The 21,645-nt window shown below is 60.3% G+C and carries 19 protein-coding genes, 1 other RNA gene and 1 CRISPR repeat array; of the genes, 9 read left to right on the forward strand and 11 right to left on the reverse strand.

Annotated features, from left to right (window positions below):
• Window positions 1–213 (reverse strand): (d)CMP kinase (locus GM608_RS07460; protein ID WP_333645328.1); only part of this gene is annotated, 213 nt, incomplete at its 3' end.
• On the reverse strand, window positions 210–1,538 hold the full coding sequence (gene aroA / locus GM608_RS07465) for a 3-phosphoshikimate 1-carboxyvinyltransferase (protein WP_043557972.1): 1,329 nt from the start codon (window positions 1,536–1,538) through the stop codon (window positions 210–212). The genes GM608_RS07460 and aroA, both read right to left, overlap by 4 nt.
• 223 nt (window positions 1,539–1,761) lie before the next feature.
• On the opposite strand from aroA, the gene GM608_RS07470 reads away from it, so the two are divergent.
• On the forward strand, window positions 1,762–2,079 hold the full coding sequence (locus tag GM608_RS07470) for a TIGR02300 family protein (protein ID WP_043558425.1): 318 nt from the start codon (window positions 1,762–1,764) through the stop codon (window positions 2,077–2,079).
• A gap of 79 nt (window positions 2,080–2,158) precedes the next feature.
• Window positions 2,159–2,725, forward strand: a complete 567-nt coding sequence (locus GM608_RS07475) for a hypothetical protein (RefSeq protein ID WP_146046901.1) — start codon at window positions 2,159–2,161, stop codon at window positions 2,723–2,725.
• Here the strand turns inward: GM608_RS07475 and GM608_RS07480 are convergent.
• The 8 genes from GM608_RS07480 to GM608_RS07515 form a co-directional block, all read right to left on the reverse strand.
• A complete protein-coding gene (locus tag GM608_RS07480) occupies window positions 2,661–3,413 on the reverse strand; it encodes an SDR family oxidoreductase (protein WP_081562845.1) in 753 nt (250 codons plus the stop codon). The genes GM608_RS07475 and GM608_RS07480 overlap by 65 nt on opposite strands.
• A gap of 2 nt (window positions 3,414–3,415) precedes the next feature.
• Complete coding sequence (gene recR, locus GM608_RS07485) at window positions 3,416–3,982, reverse strand: recombination mediator RecR (RefSeq protein WP_043557970.1); 567 nt, start codon at window positions 3,980–3,982, stop codon at window positions 3,416–3,418.
• 57 nt (window positions 3,983–4,039) lie between these two features.
• Window positions 4,040–4,363, reverse strand: coding sequence for a YbaB/EbfC family nucleoid-associated protein (locus GM608_RS07490; protein WP_043557969.1), 324 nt, complete (start codon window positions 4,361–4,363; stop codon window positions 4,040–4,042).
• A gap of 54 nt (window positions 4,364–4,417) precedes the next feature.
• Entirely contained in the window at window positions 4,418–6,505 is a 2,088-nt protein-coding gene (locus tag GM608_RS07495) for a DNA polymerase III subunit gamma/tau (protein WP_333645329.1), read from the reverse strand.
• A gap of 76 nt (window positions 6,506–6,581) precedes the next feature.
• Window positions 6,582–6,678: signal recognition particle sRNA small type (gene ffs / locus GM608_RS07500), an RNA gene on the reverse strand.
• 70 nt (window positions 6,679–6,748) lie between these two features.
• Window positions 6,749–8,572, reverse strand: a complete 1,824-nt coding sequence (gene ggt / locus GM608_RS07505) for a gamma-glutamyltransferase (RefSeq protein WP_408863043.1) — start codon at window positions 8,570–8,572, stop codon at window positions 6,749–6,751.
• Between the two features lie 29 nt (window positions 8,573–8,601).
• Window positions 8,602–9,402 carry a type I methionyl aminopeptidase gene (map, locus tag GM608_RS07510; RefSeq protein WP_043557966.1) on the reverse strand — a complete coding sequence of 267 codons (801 nt, stop codon included), beginning with the start codon at window positions 9,400–9,402 and terminating at the stop codon, window positions 8,602–8,604.
• A gap of 213 nt (window positions 9,403–9,615) precedes the next feature.
• Window positions 9,616–10,614 (reverse strand): D-alanyl-D-alanine carboxypeptidase family protein, encoded by a 999-nt coding sequence (locus GM608_RS07515; protein WP_333645330.1) that lies wholly within the window; start codon window positions 10,612–10,614, stop codon window positions 9,616–9,618.
• A 340-nt stretch (window positions 10,615–10,954) separates the two neighbouring features.
• Here GM608_RS07515 and clpS point away from each other — a divergent pair, with 340 nt between their 5' ends.
• Both clpS and clpA read left to right on the forward strand, forming a co-directional pair.
• Window positions 10,955–11,314, forward strand: a complete 360-nt coding sequence (clpS, locus tag GM608_RS07520; protein WP_181005185.1) for an ATP-dependent Clp protease adapter ClpS — start codon at window positions 10,955–10,957, stop codon at window positions 11,312–11,314.
• A gap of 83 nt (window positions 11,315–11,397) precedes the next feature.
• On the forward strand, window positions 11,398–13,728 hold the full coding sequence (gene clpA, locus GM608_RS07525; protein WP_333645331.1) for an ATP-dependent Clp protease ATP-binding subunit ClpA: 2,331 nt from the start codon (window positions 11,398–11,400) through the stop codon (window positions 13,726–13,728).
• A gap of 19 nt (window positions 13,729–13,747) precedes the next feature.
• Here the strand turns inward: clpA and GM608_RS07530 are convergent, their stop codons facing one another.
• On the reverse strand, window positions 13,748–14,245 hold the full coding sequence (locus GM608_RS07530) for a DUF3465 domain-containing protein (RefSeq protein WP_154981118.1): 498 nt from the start codon (window positions 14,243–14,245) through the stop codon (window positions 13,748–13,750).
• A gap of 182 nt (window positions 14,246–14,427) precedes the next feature.
• Here GM608_RS07530 and GM608_RS07535 point away from each other — a divergent pair, with 182 nt between their 5' ends.
• From GM608_RS07535 to cas2, 5 genes are all read left to right on the forward strand, one after another.
• Window positions 14,428–15,447, forward strand: coding sequence for a 3',5'-cyclic-nucleotide phosphodiesterase (locus GM608_RS07535; protein WP_333645332.1), 1,020 nt, complete (start codon window positions 14,428–14,430; stop codon window positions 15,445–15,447).
• A gap of 160 nt (window positions 15,448–15,607) precedes the next feature.
• A complete protein-coding gene (locus tag GM608_RS07540; RefSeq protein WP_333645333.1) occupies window positions 15,608–16,390 on the forward strand; it encodes an N-acetylmuramoyl-L-alanine amidase-like domain-containing protein in 783 nt (260 codons plus the stop codon).
• A gap of 191 nt (window positions 16,391–16,581) precedes the next feature.
• Window positions 16,582–19,743, forward strand: coding sequence for a type II CRISPR RNA-guided endonuclease Cas9 (cas9, locus tag GM608_RS07545; protein ID WP_333645334.1), 3,162 nt, complete (start codon window positions 16,582–16,584; stop codon window positions 19,741–19,743).
• Complete coding sequence (gene cas1, locus GM608_RS07550; protein ID WP_182040932.1) at window positions 19,701–20,603, forward strand: type II CRISPR-associated endonuclease Cas1; 903 nt, start codon at window positions 19,701–19,703, stop codon at window positions 20,601–20,603. Before cas9 ends, cas1 begins: the two co-directional genes overlap by 43 nt.
• Entirely contained in the window at window positions 20,600–20,929 is a 330-nt protein-coding gene (cas2, locus tag GM608_RS07555; RefSeq protein WP_333645335.1) for a CRISPR-associated endonuclease Cas2, read from the forward strand. Before cas1 ends, cas2 begins: the two co-directional genes overlap by 4 nt.
• A 56-nt stretch (window positions 20,930–20,985) precedes the next feature.
• Window positions 20,986–21,351: a CRISPR direct-repeat array (repeat unit 36 nt; unit sequence AGGCTACCATAGACAAATCGGTAGGGAAACCACGGC).
• Window positions 21,352–21,645: the final 294 nt, after the last annotated feature.

Below are 21,645 nucleotides of genomic sequence, written 5' to 3' on the forward strand. Positions count from 1 at the left end.
CTCCGGCACGAGCTGACGGGCCTGCTCCGGCCCGTCATGAGCCGGATCGCCCCCCTGGTCCAGCACCCGGCGGGCCACGGCCCGATACAGCAGCCCCGTATCCAGATAAGGCAGCTCCAGCGTGTCCGCCAGCTGGCGGGCGAGCGTGCCCTTGCCTGCGGCGGCGGGGCCATCAATGGCGATGACCGGATATTTCATGCCCCGCCGGCTCATGCCTCCAGCCCCGCACCAAGACCGTTCATCAGGGATACGAAACCGGGGAAGCTGGTCTCGATGAAGGCCGTATCATCAATATGGACCGGCTTCTCAGCCGCCAGCCCCAGCACGGTGGCGCTCATGGCCAGACGGTGATCCATGTGGGTCTGGACCTTCCCACCACCAGGCAGGGTTTTCTGCCCCTCGATGATCAGATCATCTCCTTCGACATGCACCTTCGCCCCATTGGCCTCCAGCAGCGCCACGGTGGCGGCCAGGCGGTCACTCTCCTTCACCCGCAGCTCGGCAAGGCCCCGCAGGCGGGATGTACCCTCCGCAAACGCACAGGCCACGGCCAGAACCGGATATTCATCAATCATGGAGGGTACCCGCACAGCTGGAACATCCACCGCCTTCAGCCGCCCCGCACGAACATGCAGGTCTCCGATGACCTCCCCCCCTTCAATCCGCTCATCACGGACCTCCAGGGACGCCCCCATTTCCTTCAGGGTTTTGAACAGGCCGGTCCGCAGTGGATTCTGGCCCACTGCCTCCACGACAATCTCCGAACCCGGCACCAGCAGGGCCGCCACGACGGGGAAAGCCGCTGATGACGGGTCCCCCGGCACCAGCACGTCCTGCGCCACGAGGCGGGCCGGGCCTTTCAGCGTGATGCGCCGTCCGGCTCCGGGCAGCTCCTCGACCTTCACCTCCGTGCCGAAATGACGCAGCATGTTCTCGGTATGATCCCGGGTCGGGGCCGGCTCTTCCACCACCGTTTCCCCCTCGCAGTTCAGCCCTGCCAGAAGGATGGCGGATTTCACCTGTGCCGAGGCCACCGGCAGACGGTAATGCAGCGGTTTCCCCTTGCCCGTTCCTTCCACGGCCATGGGCAGCTTCTGGCCCGCACGGGTCACGAATCGTGCCCCCATCTCACCCAGCGGAACGCTGACACGCCCCATCGGGCGGCTGCGGAGGGAGGCATCACCCGTCATGATGCTCATGAAGGGATGCGTCGCCAGAACACCACTGAGCAACCGGGCTGCCGTACCGGAATTGCCCATGTCCAGCACATCGGCAGGCTCTTTCAGCCCATCCACACCACAGCCATCGACAATCCAGCGGCCCTCTTCCCGGACGACCTTTGCCCCGAGGGCACGCATGGCCTCTGCCGTACGCAGCACGTCCTCACCTTCCAGCAGGCCGGAAATATGGGTCCGCCCTTCGGCAAGGGCGGCGAACATGAGCGCACGATGGCTGATGGACTTGTCTCCGGGAACACGGACCCGCCCGGCCAGCCCAGCCGGGGCAGAGGAGACTTTCAAGGGACGCTGTGCTGTCATAATCCTGCTTCACATCATCAAGGGTGGGATCATCCAATAGGACCAGACTACTCCATCCATCTGGAAAAGTCTGTCCCCCCATGCGGCAATTCTGCCAGCAGGAACGGACCCCGAGGCAGAGCTCCGCCTCTTCTGCCACCACATGGAGAAATATTTGACAGCGGGACATTTCGGTGGCATGGCCCAGTCACTTCTCTTTTGTGGCAACATGGGCTCCAGCATTATGGCAAAACCAGAACTCGGTCTGAAACGGACATGCGTTGACTGCAATGCACGCTTCTATGATCTCAACCGCGTACCGGCTGTCTGCCCGAAATGTGGGACAACCCAGCCCGGAAACCTCTCCCGCCTGAAGAAAGAGGACGAGCTGGCCGACGAGAAGGACAAGAATCTCGCCCAGGAAGAGCACGAGGATGATATGGACATCGACACTGGCGATGATGACGATGTCATCTCCGGTGATGATGATCTGGATGACGATGATGACATCAGCCAGGATATCGAGGTCTCGACCGACAAGGATGACCGGGACGATTCATAAAGGGCTCTCCCTGTTCTTCCCATGCAGGAGCCGCACCCCCACCCGGGTGCGGCTTTTCTGTCTGGGGATTGGCACCTGCATGGCCGGCATCGTGCAGGCCCATGCCGCAGCTCCCCGCCCAGCGACAGCAGAGGCCCTCGCACACGAGCTGGGCCAACGGGCCAGTGCCACAGCCACCCTGCAACAGCACTGCCCCCGCCCCATTACAGCCCATCTTCTGGACAGAGCGGCGCCCCCTGCCCTCCAGCGGGACGCCAGACAGGCCCTGCAGGCCTCCCCAACAACACGACTGGTCGTCCGGCACGTCCAGCTTCTCTGCGGGCGGGCAGTATGGTCAGAGGCATGGAATCTATACCTGCCCGACCGTCTGACGCCAGACGCCCGCCGGAAACTGGCCGGAAGCCATGTGCCTTTCGGCAAAGCCGTTGGTGAGACCACCTTTTCCCGGCAGCGTCTTGGAAGCCGCTTCACAGGGCTGCCCGCAGGCGTCGTGCTGGAAAACCGGGCCATCCTCCACCGCAGGGTGGATCAGCGTGGTTTTTCCTATCTTGTTGAACGCTACAAAAAGGCGGCCCTTGAGATCAGGACGCCGCAGGCGACCAGTTCAGATGTTGCCCGCCATCAGGTGCCAGCATCTGTCCCGTGACAGATGGCAGCATCAGGAACATGCGGGCAATGGCAGCAATTTCATCCGGACCCGCACCCCGCTGAAGGGGTGTGCTGCGGCACATGCTCTCGAAATGGTCCAGAGACTGGCCTGCGGCAGGCAGGACAGGCCCCGGCCCGATGGCATTCACCCGAATGCGGGGTGCCAGCCCCAGAGCCATGCTGCGGGTCAGGCTCCATAAGGCAGAGCGGGATACGGTATAGCTGACAAAATGAGGCGTCAGATTCCAGACACGCTGGTCCAGCATGTTGAGGATCAGCCCCTCCGCTCCGTCCGGCAAGGAATCAGCCATAGCCTGGGACAGAACAAACGGAGCACGCAGGTTCGGCTCCATATGTGCATCCCAGCTTGCACGGGTCACGCCGCCCAGTTCATCCCGTTCAAAAACGGACGCATTGTTGATGAGAACGCCAACCGGCCCCAGCCTGGCCTCAACCTCCGCCAACAGGGGCAGCAGAGTAGCCTCCTCCGCCAGATCAGCCTGCACGACACAGCCACGACCATCAATCTGCCGCAGCAGGGCCTCGGCCTCATCACGGCTGTGGCGGCAATGGATGGCCACGGCAAAGCCTTCCCGGGCCAGCATCTCCACCATCGCCCGGCCGAGGCGACGGGCTCCCCCCGTTACCAGCGCAACACGGGGCATATGGGGCGACAGACCAAACATGCTCACAGAACCTTCCGGGATGACATGGCGGCCGCCAACGTGCCTTCATCCAGCACATCCAGCGCCCCGCCCATCGGCATGCCGTGACCCAGACGGCTCACCGCCACCTTATGAGGGGCCAGTTTTTCCTGCAACCAATGGGCCGTGGTCGCACCATCCACCGTGGCTCCAAGGGCAAGAATGACCTCTTCCACCTCGCCTGACTGCACACGCTCCATGAGGCCCGTCAGATTGAGGTCTTCCGGCCCACAGCCTGAAAGGGCCGACAGCACACCACCCAGTACCTGATACCGCCCCCGATGCATTCCGGACCGCTCCAGCGCCCAGAGGTCACCAACACTCTCCACCACACAGATGACTGATGGATCACGCTGGGGGTCTGCACAGAGCGAACAGGGTGTACAGCTGTCCAGGTTGCCGCATTGCGGGCAGGTATGGATCGACTGTGCCGCCGCCTGCATGGCAGCAATCAGGGGCTGGAGACGTGCCTCTGGTGCCTGGAGGAGTGCCAGAGCCGCCCGACGGGCCGAACGGGGGCCAAGGCCGGGCAGACGGGCCAGACGGGACATCAGGGTTTCGATTTCGGGGCTTATGCGCACGTCAGACCCTCATCCTCGCTCCGGCTTTCAGAAAGGCAGGTCCATGCCCGGCGGCAGCTGGAGACCACCGGTGACCTTCTTCATCTCCTCCCGGCTCATGGCTTCCGTTTTGCTGCGGGCATCGGCAAAGGCAGCGACGATCAGGTCCTGCATGGTCTCCATGTCTTCCGGATCAGCCAGTTTGGGGTCGATCGTGATGGACTTGAGCGCCCCCTTGCCCGTCAGGGTCAGCCGTACCAGCCCGTTGCCGGCCTCACCGTCAACCTCCGCACTCTCCAGCCTGGCCTGAACCTCTTTCATGCGGGCCTGCATCTGTGTGGCCTGCTTCATCATGCCAGCAAGATTTTTCATCACGTCACTCCTTGGTTACAGAACTGGGCCGGGGCCATGGTGACCTCTGACGGCTCAGTAAAACTCATCCTCATCAGGGTAATCGGCATCCGGCGGGGCAAATTCAAAATCAGGCGGCACGTCTTCCCCCAAAGGCACCACCGTCTCCGGCGGCAGGCCGTAATCATCCAGAGTATGATCCCGCACCTCACCAATCTGGGCATGCGGAAACCGCTGCATGATGGCCCGGACCAGCGGATGCTGCCTGGCCTTGTCCTGATGCAGGGCGATGATTTCTGCCCCCTGCTCGTCCAGCGTCGCCTCACCCTGTTCTTCGGAGGCGACCACCTGCCAGCGACCGGGATAGAGCCTGTCCAGCAGGGCTGTCAGGGCCCGGAAGGCCTGCCGCTTCTGATCCCGGTCATTTTCAGCCAGACGGAGCACGAGACGGGGCGGCTCAAACTCCACGACATGCCCCAGATGCCGCAGCGTTCCGTGAAGACGAGCTTCCTTCTGCTGCCCCACAAGCGCAACCAGCTCCCGCCAGCTTCGGGGCATGGGCGGAATGGCCTCGCCCGCACCGCCATCATCCGGCCCCGGCCCTTCATCACGGGCCGACACGGCTGTGCCATTCTCCGTGGCCAGACGCAGAGGCTGCCTCGCAGGGACCGGTTCCGGAGCAGGCCCGTCCAGCTGCGGCTTCAGGACGGTACTGCCCTGACGGACCACATCACTCCCCCCGGCCATCGTCCCAGCCCCCTGCACGAAAGCTGAAGGCCCACTTCCCTCCTGCCCCCGGGGAACGGAAGACCGGGACACGGATGAGGACACGCCCCCTGCTGGAGCCGTCCCCCCGCCATGAGCGGCAGATGAAGCGGCATTTCCCTGCGGACCGTTTCGTCCCTCGGTCTGGATGGCACCGGAAGACGATGCCTCCTGCATCTGCCGGATCAGCCTGTCCGGCGTGGGCAGGAGACTGGCATGACAGAGACGGATCAGCACCATCTCGGCTGCCTGCTGCCGGTCCGGAGCGGCTTCCACCTCGGCCAGCCCCTTCAGGAGCAGCTGCCAGGCCCGCCCCAGAACCGTGACCCCCACATGATCCACGATCGCCCCGCCACGGACCTTCTCCATTTCCGGCAGTTCTGGGCCGTCACGCAGTTCCGGCAGGGCCTTGATGCGGGAGAGAAGGTGCAGCACGTCCATCAGGTCCGTCAGCAGGACGCCCAGATCGGCCCCACGGGCATAAGCCCGCCCGGCAATCTCCAGCACGGGCGCCACCTGCCCGTGCAGGGCGGCCTCCAGCAGGTCGAACACCATGCCACGGTCCGCCAGCCCCAGCATGTCCGCCACGCTGGCCGTATCGGACGCTCCCTGTGCGATGGCCTGATCCAGCAGGGACAGGCCGTCACGCACGGAACCGTCAGCGGCTCTGGCAATGAGGGCCAAAGCCCCCTCTTCCAGCTCCGCCCCCTCCTTGCGGGCGATGCGGGCAAAATGCTCGGCCAGCATGGCCTGCGGCACACGCTGGAGGTCGAAACGCTGGCAGCGGGACAGCACCGTGACAGGCACCTTCCGCAGTTCGGTCGTGGCAAAGATGAAGGTGACCTGTGCCGGAGGTTCCTCCAGCGTCTTCAGCAGCGCATTGAAGGCATTGCGGGACAGCATGTGCACTTCGTCGATCACGAAGACCTTCATGCGGGCCTGCATGGGGCGGAACCGGGCGGCCTCGATGATCTCCCGCACATCATCCACGCCCGTGCGGGAGGCAGCATCCATCTCCAGCACATCCGGGTGGCGGTCTGCCAGAATGGCCTTGCAGTTGGGGCAGACACCGCAGGGATCAGCCGTCGGGCCACCCGTGCCATCCACGCCGGTGCAGTTCAGGGCACGGGCGATGATCCGGGCCGTGGTGGTTTTGCCCACGCCCCGCACCCCTGTCAGCATGAAGGCATGGGCCACACGGCCCACGGCAAAGGCCCGGCGCAGGATGCGGACGAGGCTCTCCTGACCGATCAGGTCATCGAATGTCTGGGGACGGTATTTGCGGGCCAGAACACGGTAGGGTGCCTTCTGTTCCGAAGGAACGGCATCCGCTGGGGCAGCATCGGAGAAAAAACCGGCTCCGCCTTCGGGTGGGAGGGGAATGTCTTCTTCGCTCACGGCTGCAACGTGCCTCCCACAGCTTTCATCGTCTGGAAAGGACGCCCCGGAGGCACACGGGCCTGCACGGCAATCGCAAGGAGACCGGACACCCGACCCGACACGAGCCCACTACGGCTGCTCCCTTCCGGGCCTGACCGGGTTCGCAGGTCAGCCGCCCGGGGCCGATCTCCCAAGCGGGCTTCTAGCACAGGAACAGGGGGGGCAGGCAAGCCCTTACTTTCCACCACACCCCATGCCCTTTCAGGGGGCGACAGCCGCACCACCGGGATGCCGGGGGTCCGCCACGCCATAGAACGGGCCGATCCCCTTCCGGGCCGGGTCCTGACCATCCAGCCGGGGCCCCCCGACCAGAATCGCCTCCGTGATGCCCCACGGACGATGGGGGATGAAATGGTACCCTTCCTGTTCCAGCGTCTTCTGCACGTCCGGACTCAGGGCGCCCGTCTCCATCTCCACATCATCGGGCTTCCACTGCTCATGCAGGCGGGGCAGATCGACCGCCTGTGCCAGGTCCAGCCCATAATCCACCACGCCCAGCAGGCTGGACAGCACGATGGTAGGAATGCGGGAGCCACCGGGGCTACCTGTGACCATCACGACATGCCCGTTCCGGCTCACGATCGTCGGGGACATGGATGACAGGGGCGTCTTGCCCGGCGCAATGGCATTGGCCACCGAACCGACAATGCCGAACATGTTCGGCTCTCCCGGCTTGATGGAGAAATCGTCCATCTCGTCATTCATCCAGATGCCGGTGCGCCCCCCCATGACGCCCGCTCCAAACCAGCCATTGAGCGTATAGGTGGTGGACACCGCCATGCCATGGGAATCGATCGTGGAAAAATGGGTCGTCTCGTGCTTCTCCACGGCCGGGCCGGAAGTCGGCACGCTCCTGCCGGGGGCCGGACGCCCGACCTGAAGCGTATCGGATGGCACGGCCCTGTCCCTGGGCAATGCGGCCCGGATCTGCCCGGCGTAAGTGGAGTTCAGGAAATAGGAAACCGGATTGACGACAAAGGCCGGATCACCAAGGTCCCGCCTGTCGGAATAGGCATGACGCATGGCCTCCAGCTCCAGCTGGACGGCAGGCGCACTGTGCAGGCCAAGGCGACCCATGTCATACCCGGACAGAATGTTCAGCACCTCGCACAGGGCCACGCCACCACCGCTTGGCGGAGGTGCCGTCTCGATCTGATAGCCACGATACTGGCAGGTGACCGGCTCCATGAAGCGTGGCTTATAAGCACGAAAATCCGCTTCCGTCAGGAACCCGCCACCCAGACGGGAGGCCCGGAGGATTTCCGAGGCTATGGGGCCACGATAAAAGGCGTCCCTGCCATCCTTGGCGATCAGTTCCAGCGACCGGGCCAGACCGGGCTGGACCAGCCTGTCCCCCACGGCCAGCTCCGTCCCGTCAGGCCGCAGGAAAATGCTACGGGCATACTCATCCTGCCGGAAATAGTCGGTGGACGTGTGCAGAAGCTCCACGTCACCTTCTTCCAGAACGAAACCGTCCCGGGCCAGGGCGATGGCCGGGGCCATGTCCTTCACCCGGCTCAGCCGTCCCCAGCGTTTCCGCACGGCCTCCAGCCCGGCGACCGTCCCCGGTACGGCCACGGCTTTCCAGCCCACCGTGGAAAGACCCGGTTTCACCCGGCCTTCTTCATCCAGATACATGGCAGGCCGGGAACGCAGGGGCGCATGTTCCCGGAAGTCGATGAATACCGCAGGACCATGCGGGGGGCGCAGGGTCATGAAGCCACCACCGCCCAGATTGCCCGCCGCTGGATAGACCACGGCCAGCGCATAGCCGACGGCCACGGCAGCATCGGCGGCATTGCCGCCCTCACGCAGAATCCGTGCCCCTGCCTCGGAGGCCAGATGCTGGGCAGAGACGACCATGCCCGTCTCCCCCTTCACCAGCGTGCCGGGGCGGGTGGTGTCCGGCCCATAGGCCAGCGGGTCATGTGCTGCACTCAGCGTCTCGGCCTGGGACAGGGCCACGCTGCCCAGCACCATGCTCCCCAGAGCCAGCCGGGCAGCCAGTTTACGCAATGCCATCATGACGGGCTTCCTTGTCCACGAAACAGATTTCAGAGGGCGTAAGGCGGTTTCGTATAACCACGGGGCGACAGGGTGAAGATTTCATACCCGTCTTCCGTCACACCCAGCTGATGCTCGAACTGGGCGGACAGGGAGCGGTCCCGTGTCACGGCCGTCCAGTCATCAGCCAGCACCTTCACGTCCGGGCGGCCAAGATTGAGCATCGGCTCGATGGTGAAGACCATGCCCGCTTTCAGTATCGTACCCTGGCCGGGCCGGCCATAATGCAGGACGCTTGGCGCCTCATGGAAGTTGCGGCCAATCCCATGCCCGCAGAAATCCCGCACCACGCCAAGGCGGTGCTTCTCCGCAAAGCTCTGGATGGCATGACCGATATCGCCCAGCGTGGCCCCAGGCCGCACCTGCTCAATCCCCAGCATGAGAGCCTGATAGGTCAGGTCGATGAGCTTCTCGGCCTTGCGGGGCGGCTTGCCCACGACATACATGCGGGACGTGTCGCCATACCAGCCATTCAGGATGGAAGTGACGTCAATATTGAGGATGTCCCCCTCCTGAAGGCGTCTGTCACCGGGAATCCCGTGGCAGACAACATGATTGAGGGAAATGCAGCAGGATTTCGGGAAACCGTGATAGTTGAGCGGGGCTGGCGTTGCGCCATGCTCCAGCGTGTATTCATGTACAATCCTGTCCAGCTCACCTGTCGTGATGCCGGGACGTACATGCTCGGTGATCATGTCCAGCGTGGCGGCGGCCAGCTGCCCGGCTGCCTTGAGATGCCTGAAATCGTCCGTCGTGTAATGCTGGATGCTGCGCCCGTCCTGAGAAGACATGAAGTATCGTAATCCCTGTTCTTGTTCTGTGATGTGCTGTCGGCTCGACCATGATGTCGGAACTGCCCGCAGAATGCGCCCTGCCCTGCCCCAGTGCAAGACCCTCTCAGACACGGCCAAGTGACCGCCCCTCAACTGCCGGAAGTGGAACAGCCTGCCAGACAGAAAAAAGCCCCTCCGGCCATGGGGGCGGAGGGGCTTCCGGCTGTAGCCTCAGGAGCGATGATGCCCCCGGCGTGAGGCCCATGAATGATGCAGCCCCCGTGGAGCGCCGTGAGACCGGTAAGTGACCAGCACAACTCCCCGCCGCAGATGGGAACGGTGCGCCACCCGGCCGCCGCCATGCCGGGCCAGGGCGTAATAATGACCCGGCTGCTTGAGCAGCGGCAGCGGAGCCTGCCCGGAAGCGGAAAAGCCATCATCCAGCAGGGAAATCATTGTCTGGTTCCGGCTTTCGTTGCTGGAAGCCCCCAGCACGACGCCAATCAGCCGCACCTGCCCCTGCTGGGCAGAGCTGACAAGATTGTGCCCTGCCAGATCGGTATAACCGGTCTTGAAGCCATCTGCCCCCTGATACACCCCAAGGAGCGGGTCGTGGTTGGGGATCATGTGACGGCGGAACGGGAATTCACGCACGCCGAAATAATGGTAATACTGGGGGAAATCCCGCATCAGGGCCCGTGCCAGCACGGACAGGTCCCGGGCCGTGGTGACCTGATCCGGGTCGGGCAGGCCGGAGGCATTGCGAAATGTCGTATGGGCCATGCCGAGCCGCCGGGCCTGATAGGTCATCAGTGCGGCGAAGCGGGTCTCATCCCCACCCCCCAGGTACTCGCCCAGCACGCAGGCCGCATCATTGGCAGACTTGGTGACAAGGGCCAGAATGGCCTGCTCCACCGCCAGATGCGTCCCCGGGCGCATACCCAGTTTCGATGGGGCCTGCATGGAGGCATGGATGGAAACCGGCATGCTGTCCTGAAGGGTGATGCTGCCCCGCTCCAGTGCCTGGAAGGTCATGTACAGCGTCATCATCTTTGTCAGGGAAGCGGGATAACGCTGGAGGTCGGCATCCGACTCGGACAGGACGGCTCCTGTCCGGGCATCAATGACCAGGGACGATACATGTCCGGCAAACTGCGCCCGTGCCGTACCGGAGAAAGCAGCCAGGGCGACCACACACGAAAACAGGGTACGACTGAAAAACGGGCGCATCAGAAGGAATCATCCCCAGTTTGTCTGGAATCCATAAAAACCGTGCAACTCTAGTCTTCAGTACCTGAGAATGTCCAGATTTTTCCACCAGACATGCCAGATATCCTCCCGGCCCATAAAGTTGAAAAAACGTTTTCACCACAACCCTGTTATGAACCAGAAAGGCAGCAGGCAGCATGACCGGCAGAAAAACGCCATATGCCTCTGTATCATGATGGGGCCAACGCCATCCCGTCAGAGCATCACACCATGCCCTTCGTGCATTTTCCTGATACAAGAAAATAAGTCATATTTACCAACCAGTTCAGGAGCGTCCCCCATGCAGCACAGGCCACATGCCATGACATATGGGCTTCCCATGGCCTCTGCCATAGACGATACCGGCATGGCCCTGCCTGTCCACGCTGCCCGGGAAGACACACTGACATCCCGCAAGACGGATATCGCCTACCCCTCCATGTACAATGTCATCCTGCTGAATGATGACTACACCCCCATGGATTTCGTGGTGTTCGTGCTGGAACAGTTCTTTGACAAATCCCCCGCAGAAGCACAGGCTATCATGCTGGAGGTCCACAACCGGGGCAGCGGAGTCTGCGGGATTTTCACCTATGAAATTGCAGAAACGAAGGTCGGACAGGTCATGGACCTTGCCCAGAAGAACCAGCACCCTCTCCAGTGCACCCTTGAGAAAGCCTGAGGCCATCGCCACTTGATATCCTGACAGATTTCTGTACCGCCGCTTCATCATTCTGACATTCCTTCATGGCACAAGGAGCGCCTATGTTGTCCTCCACACTTGAACAGACGCTTCAGCGTGCGCTCCTCCTTGCGGGTCAGAATCACCACGAATTCATCACACTGGAACATCTCCTCTTTGCTCTCTGTGATGACCGTGATGCCATGGCGATCTTTTCAGCATGCCGGATCGACCTTGAGCTGCTCCGGCAGGATGTCGACCATTTTCTCCTGCATGAGCAGCAGGCCATCATCCGCCCCGAGCTGGACGATGCCCCCCAGCCGACAGCCGCCTTCCAGAGGGTGATCCAGCGGGCGGCAGTCCATATCCAGAGTGCAGGCCAGGCCATCATGACAGGAGCCCATGTACTGGTCTCCATGTTCGCCGAGAAAGAAAGTCACGCCGTTTTCTTCCTCCAGCAGCGGGGCCTGACACGGCTGAATGCCATCCATGCCATGCGGCATGACGACGTGGCAGACATCCCGCCGCAGACTGGCCAGACCGGCCGCAGGACCAGGGCCTCCCGCAAAGATGGTGGAGAAAGCAGCGAACCTGCCGAGGCCGACCAGAAAGAGGCCCTCCAGACCTACTGCACGGACCTCAACGAGCGGGCCCGCCGTGATGGAATCGACCCGCTCATCGGTCGGGAAAAGGAAGTGGAGCGGGTTGTCCAGATCCTCTGCCGCCGGACAAAGAACAACCCCCTGCTGGTTGGTGATCCCGGTGTTGGCAAGACCGCCATTGCCGAAGGGCTGGCCCAGAGAATCGTGAAAGGCCAGGTGCCCGCCATCTTGGCTGATGCCCGCCTGTACAGCCTGGACCTCGGTGCCCTGCTGGCCGGTACACGCTACCGTGGCGATTTTGAAGAACGCCTGAAGACCATCATGAGCGAACTGGAGCAGAAGCCGGGCAGCCTGCTCTTCATTGATGAAATCCACATGCTCATCGGGGCGGGCGCCACGACCAATGGCTCCATGGATGCCTCCAACCTGCTAAAACCGGCTCTGGCAACCGGGAAGCTGCATTGCATCGGCTCCACCACCTATCAGGAATACCGGCAGCATTTCGAGAAGGACCACGCCCTGACACGGCGTTTCCAGAAGATTGATGTCACCGAACCCTCACAGACCGACACGATCCGCATCCTGCGGGGCCTGAAGGAACGGTATGAGGAGCATCACGACATCCGTTTCACAGACCCGGCCATCCGCAGTGCTGTGGAGCTGTCGGTCCGATACATCCATGACCGGAAACTGCCTGACAAAGCCATCGACATCATCGATGAGGCCGGCGCCGCCTGCCGCCTCCTGCCCAGCAGCCGCAGACGGCGCACGGTTGGTGTTCGAGACATCGAAGCAACTGTGGCACGCATTGCCCATATCCCTCCCCGTCATCTCTCCGCAGATGACAGGACTTCCATCCGCCATCTGCCTGCCGACCTCCGCAAGGCCGTCTTCGGCCAGGATGAAGCACTGGATGCCCTCTCCTCAGCCGTCATGCTCTCCCGGGCCGGGCTGCGGGATACGGAAAAAACCATTGGCAGCTATCTCTTCTCCGGTCCAACAGGTGTTGGCAAGACGGAGGCAGCACGGCAGCTCGCCCAATCCCTGGGGATCAGGCTGATCCGTTTTGACATGTCGGAATATATGGAAGCTCATTCCATCTCCCGGCTGATCGGTACACCACCGGGCTATGTAGGGTTTGAACAGGGAGGCCTCCTGACCAGCGCCATAGACCAGACACCCCATGCCGTCCTGCTTCTGGATGAAATTGAAAAAGCCCACCCAGACCTTTTCAACATCCTGCTTCAGGTCATGGATCATGGCAAGCTGACAGACAATACCGGCAAGACGGTGGATTTCCGCAATGTCATCCTCATCATGACCAGCAATGCCGGAGCCAGTGATCTTTCCAAAGAAGCCATCGGCTTTGCACGCACTGCCCGCTCCGGTGATGACGAGGAAGCCATCAAGCGGCTTTTCTCACCCGAATTCCGTAACCGGCTGGATGCCATCATCCCCTTCGCCCCGCTGACACCCGCTGTGGTGGCCCACGTCGTAGAGAAATTCCTTGCCCAGCTGACCACCATGCTGGCGGCCAAAAACGTCTCCCTGCACCTCACCGCCGGTGCCCGGGCATGGCTGGCTGAACGGGGTTACGACCGGACGAATGGAGCCCGCCCGCTGGGCCGCCTGATCCAGAACCACATCAAGAAACCATTGGCCGAGGAAATTCTCTTTGGCAGGCTGACAGATGGGGGAACCGTCAAAATCGGGGCACGTGATGGCCAGCTGACCTTCACCATCTCCGCTGCGCCTGCGGCACCATCAGACAGAAAGGGCCGCAAACAGGCAGGAACACTCACCCCGGCCTGACACCGGGGTGGGCCGGTCTTCAATCGTAACGCTGACCGTTCACGCTGACATAGCCCGGCCACGGCCAGTGACGGCCCGTGCCATGATGGGTCCAGTCCAACCCCTGACGGCCAGGCCCATCATAATAATACCGCCCCTGCACCTCGACCTGGTCTCCGGTCTTCACCCATGGCCATGACGGGGCCTTCATCTCATCCAGATTGGACACCACACGGATGGGCTGGCCGCCCGCAACGGACATCAGAAAATAACCATGCATCCCGCTTCGGCTGCGACGGGCCCGGAAGACCTTCACAACGGTTCCGCAGACATGCTCTGGCAGGTCCAGATGCTGCCCATAGGGCACCTGCCGATGGGCAAACTGCTGGGCGTATCCTGCCTGATCCTTTACAAACCGGGCATTGTCACACTGTGCCGGCATGGTGGCTTCTGCCTTTGCCGGATGGCTCAGGGCCATCACACCAGCCAGAGCCGCAAGCATGCCTGCCCTCATCATGACGGGATGAAAAAACCGCATATCTTCTCCTTTTCCTCCCCCTTCCCCCACGGGCGAGGCAGGAGTATCCTTGGAATGTTTCATCATTACTGGAACAATTGCCAGACATGATGCCCATTCATTACCGGATGACCCCTTAACGGCTCAACCATATTCGTGGCCGGGCGTTCCACCACCACCTTACCGTCAGGGAGGGAAAAACCATGCCTCTACATCACCTGAAAACGCTCCGTGACCGACTGAAAACCAGCCGGGCTGGAGCTGGGGAAACGCCTGTCACCTTTGCTGACAGCAACCCGGTTTTCGAGATCGTGGCCCTCGGTGTGCGGAGTGGTGTTGCAGATGGCAATCTGTCCTCCTACCTGATCCGCCCTCTGGGCACGAATGAGGCCGTCATCTGCGATGCAGGCACTCTGGGGCACGGGCTGAAACGGGCCGAGGCCCGAGGTGTCCTGAATGACATTCCCATCATGCCCGATTCCGCCCTTGGCCGGGCCGGTCATGTGCTCAAGCAAACTGTCCGGGCTTATCTCATCAGCCATGCCCATCTCGACCACGTGGCTGGGCTGGTTCTTTCCTCTCCCGAGGACACAGCAAAACCCATCTACGCCCTGCCGCAGACCAATGCCATCCTGTCAGGCCATCTCTTCAATGGCCGTGTCTGGGGAGCCATGGGGGATAGAGGGCCGGAACCCCATATTGGAAAATATACCTACAAAGACATGCACCCTGGCAAAAGCCAAACCATTGAAGGCAGTGGGCTGACCATCACAGCGTGGCCGCTCAGCCATGCCAGTACAACATCCACGGCTTTTCTGATCCAGCATCACGGGCGGGCTATCCTCTATATGGGCGACACACAGGCCGATCAGCCTGACGGACCACAAAACCTGCACGAGCTCTGGGAGGCCATCGCACCACTGGTTCGGGATAAAAAACTCCATACCATCATCATGGGTGTGACCTATCCAGATGAGCAGCCAGATAACGCCCTGTGCGGCCAGCTCCGCCCGAAAGACCTTCTGCAGAGCCTGCGTGACCTCGGCCATGTCTGTGGAGGACGCCATCATATCCGTGGATTGCGGGTCCTCGTCGGCCATGTGAAGGAAACCTTTCATGAAGGCAGCAACCCAGTGCAGCATCTTTATCGGGAACTGCAAGACGGCAATGATATTGGTATCCATTTCATGATGGCAGAGCAGAGCGCACGCTATCTTGTCTGACGGGTATCGTTCCAACAACCAAATGAAAAGACGGGCCTTCCTCACCGGCCTTGGTGTGGGAGGCCTGACTTTTTCAGGCCCGGCTCTGGCGAAGATAACCGGGCCCCATCATACACGACATGAGCACCGGTCCCATCACTGCGAGACCGCCCCTACCGTCATGCCTTCTGACGCACCACCTCTCAGCGCTCTGTCAGATACGACCCGCCAACAGATTTCCCGGCTCATCCATATCGCTCCGCACAGATCACGGCAGGAGCGCATCGTCCTGATCTCACAGGCCATGAAGGGCACGCCCTATCTGGCCCAGCCGCTCATTGGCTCTGCCACCACACCAGAAGAGCTTGTTCTTTCGTGGCGGGGTGTAAACTGCATGACATTCGTGGAAATTGTTCTGGCTGCCAGCATGAGCCTTACTGTGGAACAGTTCATCCATGCACTAATCGCCACACGATACAGCCACCATCATGTCAGCTTTAGGGAACGGCGGCACTTCCTGAGTGACTGGCTACATGGGGCGCCTGTTCTCTGCCGTGATCTTGGCCCCTGTTTTCCCTATGCGCGAACAGTAGAGAAAACACTGAACCTAAAACTTCCTTCGCCGGATAACGGGCATGATACATCCAGTCCGCCTACGGATCGTTATGTGCCGGGTCTTCCTGTGAAAAGACGCCACATTACCTATCTGCCCACACGCCCTTTTCTTGACGATCTACAGGCCGGTGGTGTTCGCAGGATTGTAAAAACAGGCGATGTTATCGGTATTTACAGCCCATTGGCAGGGCTGGATGTCTTCCACATAGGCTTGGCAATCTGGCAGAACCACAGCCTGTACTTCCGCAACGCCTCATCCCTGCCGGAACATCGTTATGTTGTGGACAGTCCGCTGGATGACTACATCAGGCAGAGACAGGGCCTCATCGCCTACCAAGCCATTCCCTGACCAAACCTCAATTTTCAACGAAAAAAGACCCTGAAATATTCATAAGAGGGAATCCCTCTTCCCACGAAAACGCAGGAAGAGGTAATCCTTCACATGGAAAACCATGTTACCGTGGTTTCCCAACCGATTTGTCTATCCCTCTATTACAAAACATGCTGAACTCTGTCAATCTGAACGGGAGGAAACATTTCATGAGCCATCAGATTTCAGAATCACTCCTTTTTGGCATTGATCTCGGTATTGGATCATGCGGATGGGCCGTGCTGGAACGATCAGGAACAGACGGTGCCATCAAGGCTCTTGGCAGCTGGTGTTTCGACGTTCCCGAAACGGATAAGGAGAGGACGCCCACCAACCAGATCAGGCGCACCAACCGTCTCCTGCGCCGCGTTCTCCGCCGCCGTCGCAACAGGATGGCCGAGATCCGCCGCCTTTTCGCCGAACATGGACTGATCGGCACGTCACATCCGGACGCCCTGCGCCAGCCTGCCATTGACCCCTGGGAGATGAGAGCAAAAGGGCTAGACCACCCGCTGACGCCTCAGGAATTTGCCGTGGCACTGGCCCATATCGCCAAACGACGAGGCTTCAGGTCAGCAGCCGAACGTGTCGGCGGCAATGCCCCATCTGACGACAGCAAGATGCTGGCAGCCCTGGCAAAAACCAGGGAGCGGTCAGCCCAATACCGGACGGTCGGTGAGATGTTTGCCCGTGATCTTGCCTATGTTCAACGGCGACGCAACCGGGCTGGCCTCTTTGACCGTACGATGAGCCGGGATGATCTGGAACATGAAACAGAGCTCCTCTTCAGCAGTCAACATGCCCTGGGCAACCCCGTTGCCAGTGCTGACCTTGAAGAGACCTTCACCCGCATAGCCTTCCGGCAGCGTCCCATGCAGGACAGCGGCACGCTCGTGGCTGCCTGCCCTTTTGAACCTGATGAAAAACGGTCATCCCGTTTCTCCCCCTCATTCGAACGGTTCCGCCTTCTTTGCCGGCTCGTGAACCTGCGTGTCACGGACGGTCCGACAGAGCGGCCCCTGACTTCAGAAGAGCTGCGCCTTGCCTGCGAGACTGCCGGGACAACACGCAGGCTGACAGGAGATACCGTACGAAAGCTCATCGGCCTGCGTGATGACCAGCGTTTCGTCACCCTCTCGCCAGACCAGGAAAAACAGGACATCACCAGCAGGACAGGCGAAGCTCTGGCCGGTACGGCCACATTCCGCAAGATTCTGGGGGAAACGCTGTGGCGGCAGCTTCTGCCACAGCCTGAACTGCTCGACCAGGCCGCATGGATCATAAGTTTTCATGAGCTCGCCGACACCATCATTGAGAAACTGGGCCAGATCGGCCTGCCCGCTGAAGCCCATACCCTGCTCAATCAGGCCCTGCTGAGTGACGGGAACCCCTTTGCAAAATTCAGGGGTGCCTCTTCTCTCTCGGACAAGGCCTCACGGGCTCTCATCCCTTTTCTCCAGCAGGGGCTGACATATGACAAGGCCTGCGAAAGGGTCGGGTACGATCATGCCGCTTCAAAACTCAGCAGCCGGGAGACTGTGGATACCAGAGCCAGGTTCCAGACCCTCATGGACGACGTTCGTGACAGCATCGCCAATCCGGTTGCCAGAAAGGCCCTGAGCGAGGGCATGAAACAGCTCTGGGCCATGCGCAACCGCTGGGGCCTGCCCGGAGCGATCTGCATCGAGCTGGCCCGTGATGTCGGCAACAGCCTCGAAAAAAGACGGGAAATTGAGAAAAATCTCGAAGCCACGACCAGACAGCGTGAGAGGGAACGTGAGGAAATCCGTGACCTTCTGAAAATCGATGATATTCCTTCAGACCTTCTGCTCCGATATCGCCTCTGGAAGGAGCAGGAAGGGCACTGCTGCTACTCCGGGAAGTCCATTCCACCGGACCTGCTCATGGCACGGGACAACCGCCTCCAGGTCGATCATATCCTCCCCTGGTCACGTTTTGGCGATGACAGCTACAACAACAAGGGGCTCTGTTTTGCAGAAGAAAACCAAGCCAAGAAAGGGCTGACACCTCATGAATGGATTCATGGCACACGGGGGCAGGAGGCCTGGGACAGGTTTGTGGCTACCGTGGAAACCAACAGGAAACTGAAAGGGCTGAAAAAACGTAATTTCCTTCTGAAAAGCAGCAAGGAAACAGAAGAACGTTTCCGCACCCGCAATCTCAACGACACCCGCCATGCGGCACGCCTCATGGCCGAAGCGGCACGCCTGCTTTACCCCCGTGGCCAACGGGCCGAAAAAGGAGGAAAGCGGCGGGTCTTCACCCGTCCCGGGGCCCTGACAGCCGCCCTGCGCCATGCCTGGGGGGTTGAATCCCTCAAGAAAGTCGATGGAAAGCGTCTCCGTGACGACCGCCATCATGCACTGGATGCCGCCATCGTTGCCGCCATCAGTGAAGCAGAAATCCAGAAACTCACGAAATCCTTCCAGGAAAATGAACAGCAAGGTCTCCCCCGCCCCATGCGGGACATTGCCCCACCTTGGGCCGGTTTCCGGGAGCAGCTGGAGGGGAAATACGGATCCATTCTGGTTGCCCGTCCCGAACGGCAACGTGCCCGTGGGGAAGGTCACGCCGCCACCATACGGCAGGTGCGGAATGAAGACACCGGACCTGTCATCTATGAACGCAAACCCGTTGAAAAACTGACCCTGGCTGACCTGTCCAACATCAAGGACCCGGACCGGAATGCCGGTCTCATCACCTCTCTCCGTACCTGGATAGAGGCAGGAAAGCCAACGGACGCCCTGCCAAGAACGCCATGTGCCACAGCAGATAAAGGCCATGTGATCCACAAGGTCCGTCTTGCCACAAGAAAAAAACCGGCTGTTCCCGTTCGGGGCGGCATGGCGGACAGAGGCGAGATGACACGGGTCGACGTCTTCAGGGTCACCGGGAAAAAAGGCAAGGTGGGATGGTATCTGGTGCCCATCTATCGTCATCAGGTGATGAACCGTTCCCACTGGCCGAATCCACCCGACAGGGCCATGGTCCCCGGCAAGGCAGAAGAACACTGGCCTGTCATGGGGCCTGAAGCCCAGTTCCAGTTCAGTCTCTATCCCCGCAGCTATGTACGTCTTATCAAGAAGGATACCGTCACCGAGGGATACTTTGCCGGCTGTGACCGTTCCAATGCAGCCATTGCCTTGGCCGACCCTGCCAACAAAAAGCCACCCCAGAAAGGTATCGGCACAAAGACGCTGGATAACATCCAGAAACTGACCATCAACCGTTTTGGAGAACTGTCACCTGTCAGGAAGGAGACACGAACATGGCATGGCGTTGTGTGCACATCTCCCGTCCGGCCCGACTGAGCCTGAAGGACCGACAGATCGTCATCACGCAGGGCGACGATACCATCGCCCTGCCACTGGAGGATGTAGCCTGCTGCATACTTGATACGCCACAGGCCACCTTCTCTGGAGCCCTGCTCTCCGCTTTCGCCACCAACGGCCTCATCCTGACCGTGCCGGATGACAAACATCACCCGGCAGGGCTTCTTCTTCCCTTTCACCAGCATTATGCTCAGGCGGACATCATACAATCCCAGATTTCCGCCTCGCAGCCACTCCAGAAACGTCTCTGGCAGCAGATCGTCATCAGCAAGATAAACAATCAGGCGGCCGTTCTGGCAGCACGTGAGTGCCCAAAAGCCCGACAGCTGCAAAACATGACGGGACGGGTCACATCGGGCGACCGGGACAATATTGAAGCACAGGCAGCACGTTTCTACTGGTCCCATCTTTTTCCAGATTTTACCCGGGCCGACAGGGCTGACAGACGCAATGGATTACTGAATTACGGCTATGCCGTCCTCCGTGCCGCCATCGCTCGTGCCTGCGTGGCGGTGGGCCTGATACCGTCACTGGGGCTCCATCATGCGTCCCGCATGAATGCTTTCAATCTTGCGGATGACCTTATCGAACCTTTCCGCCCCTATGTGGACCAGATGGTGGCACGTCATCAGCTGGAACCTGACGAAGGCGACATTACCCTCGAAGATCGCCATTTCATGACTGGTGTTCTGTCACAATCTGCTCTGATAGGTCAGGAGACTGTAAGCATTCTGACAGCCACAGAAAAGATTGCCACCAGTCTGGTACAGGCTCTTGAGCATAGCAGTGCGGCCCTGCTCCAGTTGCCCGTCCTCCCGACAGGAGGAACAACCCCATGAAAGCGGAGGAGGCCCGATTCTTGTGGCTGATGATTTTTTTCGATCTCCCTGTCCGGACAAAAAGCCAACGTCGACAGGCCACCCGTTTCCGCAATTTTTTGCGGGATGATGGTTTCATCATGCTACAATATTCTGTCTATGTCCGTGTCGGACGTGGTCAGGACAGTCTGGACAAACATATGCGTCGTGTGCGCTCTGCCCTACCCAGAGAAGGCAGTGTCCGGGCACTTCAGGTCACGGACAAACAATACGGACGGATGGAAATAATGCTTGGTCTTGCAAAAAAAGCCGAACAAGCAGGCGCAAAACAGATGATACTGCTATGATTTTCGGCCGCAAAACAGCGAAAAATCATGCAGTATCAGTCCGTTACGCTCAAGCAAGGCTACCATAGACAAATCGGTAGGGAAACCACGGCCCAGATCAGGGTGAGAATGAAGGCGATGGCAGGCTACCATAGACAAATCGGTAGGGAAACCACGGCCGACAGGAAGGCGGCCTACCGCTGGGGGCTAGGCTACCATAGACAAATCGGTAGGGAAACCACGGCCGTCAGCTATTGTGAGCCGCTTTTACTACGAGGCTACCATAGACAAATCGGTAGGGAAACCACGGCGAATGACACTCTCAATGAGAGGATAGAGGAAGGCTACCATAGACAAATCGGTAGGGAAACCACGGCCAGAAGGCTACGCCACTGGCGCATCCGTGCAGGCTACCATAGACAAATCGGTAGGGAAACCACGGCTTGCGATAATCTTATCCGACAGCCTACCTCAGAAAAGCTTACACTTCTCTCAAATGGCGTTGAATGGCCCTTATATGCGCATGATGACAAGCGCCACTGCTGCCAATAGGGTAACCCAGAACCCAAATCCAAACGTAATCTGGGATATCACCTTCCTGGCCAACACTCCCGGGTCAGGCATTGAGAGCGCTTGCTGGGCAGAAAATTGCCCGAACAATCCACCCAAACCATTCATGAGCCCATTTGTAGAGCTCTGCAGGCACGCTTCCCCACAACATAGCTCTACTGTTAACA

It is taken from the genome of Bombella sp. ESL0380 (genome assembly GCF_009725805.1).
GTDB lineage: Bacteria > Pseudomonadota > Alphaproteobacteria > Acetobacterales > Acetobacteraceae > Bombella > Bombella apis.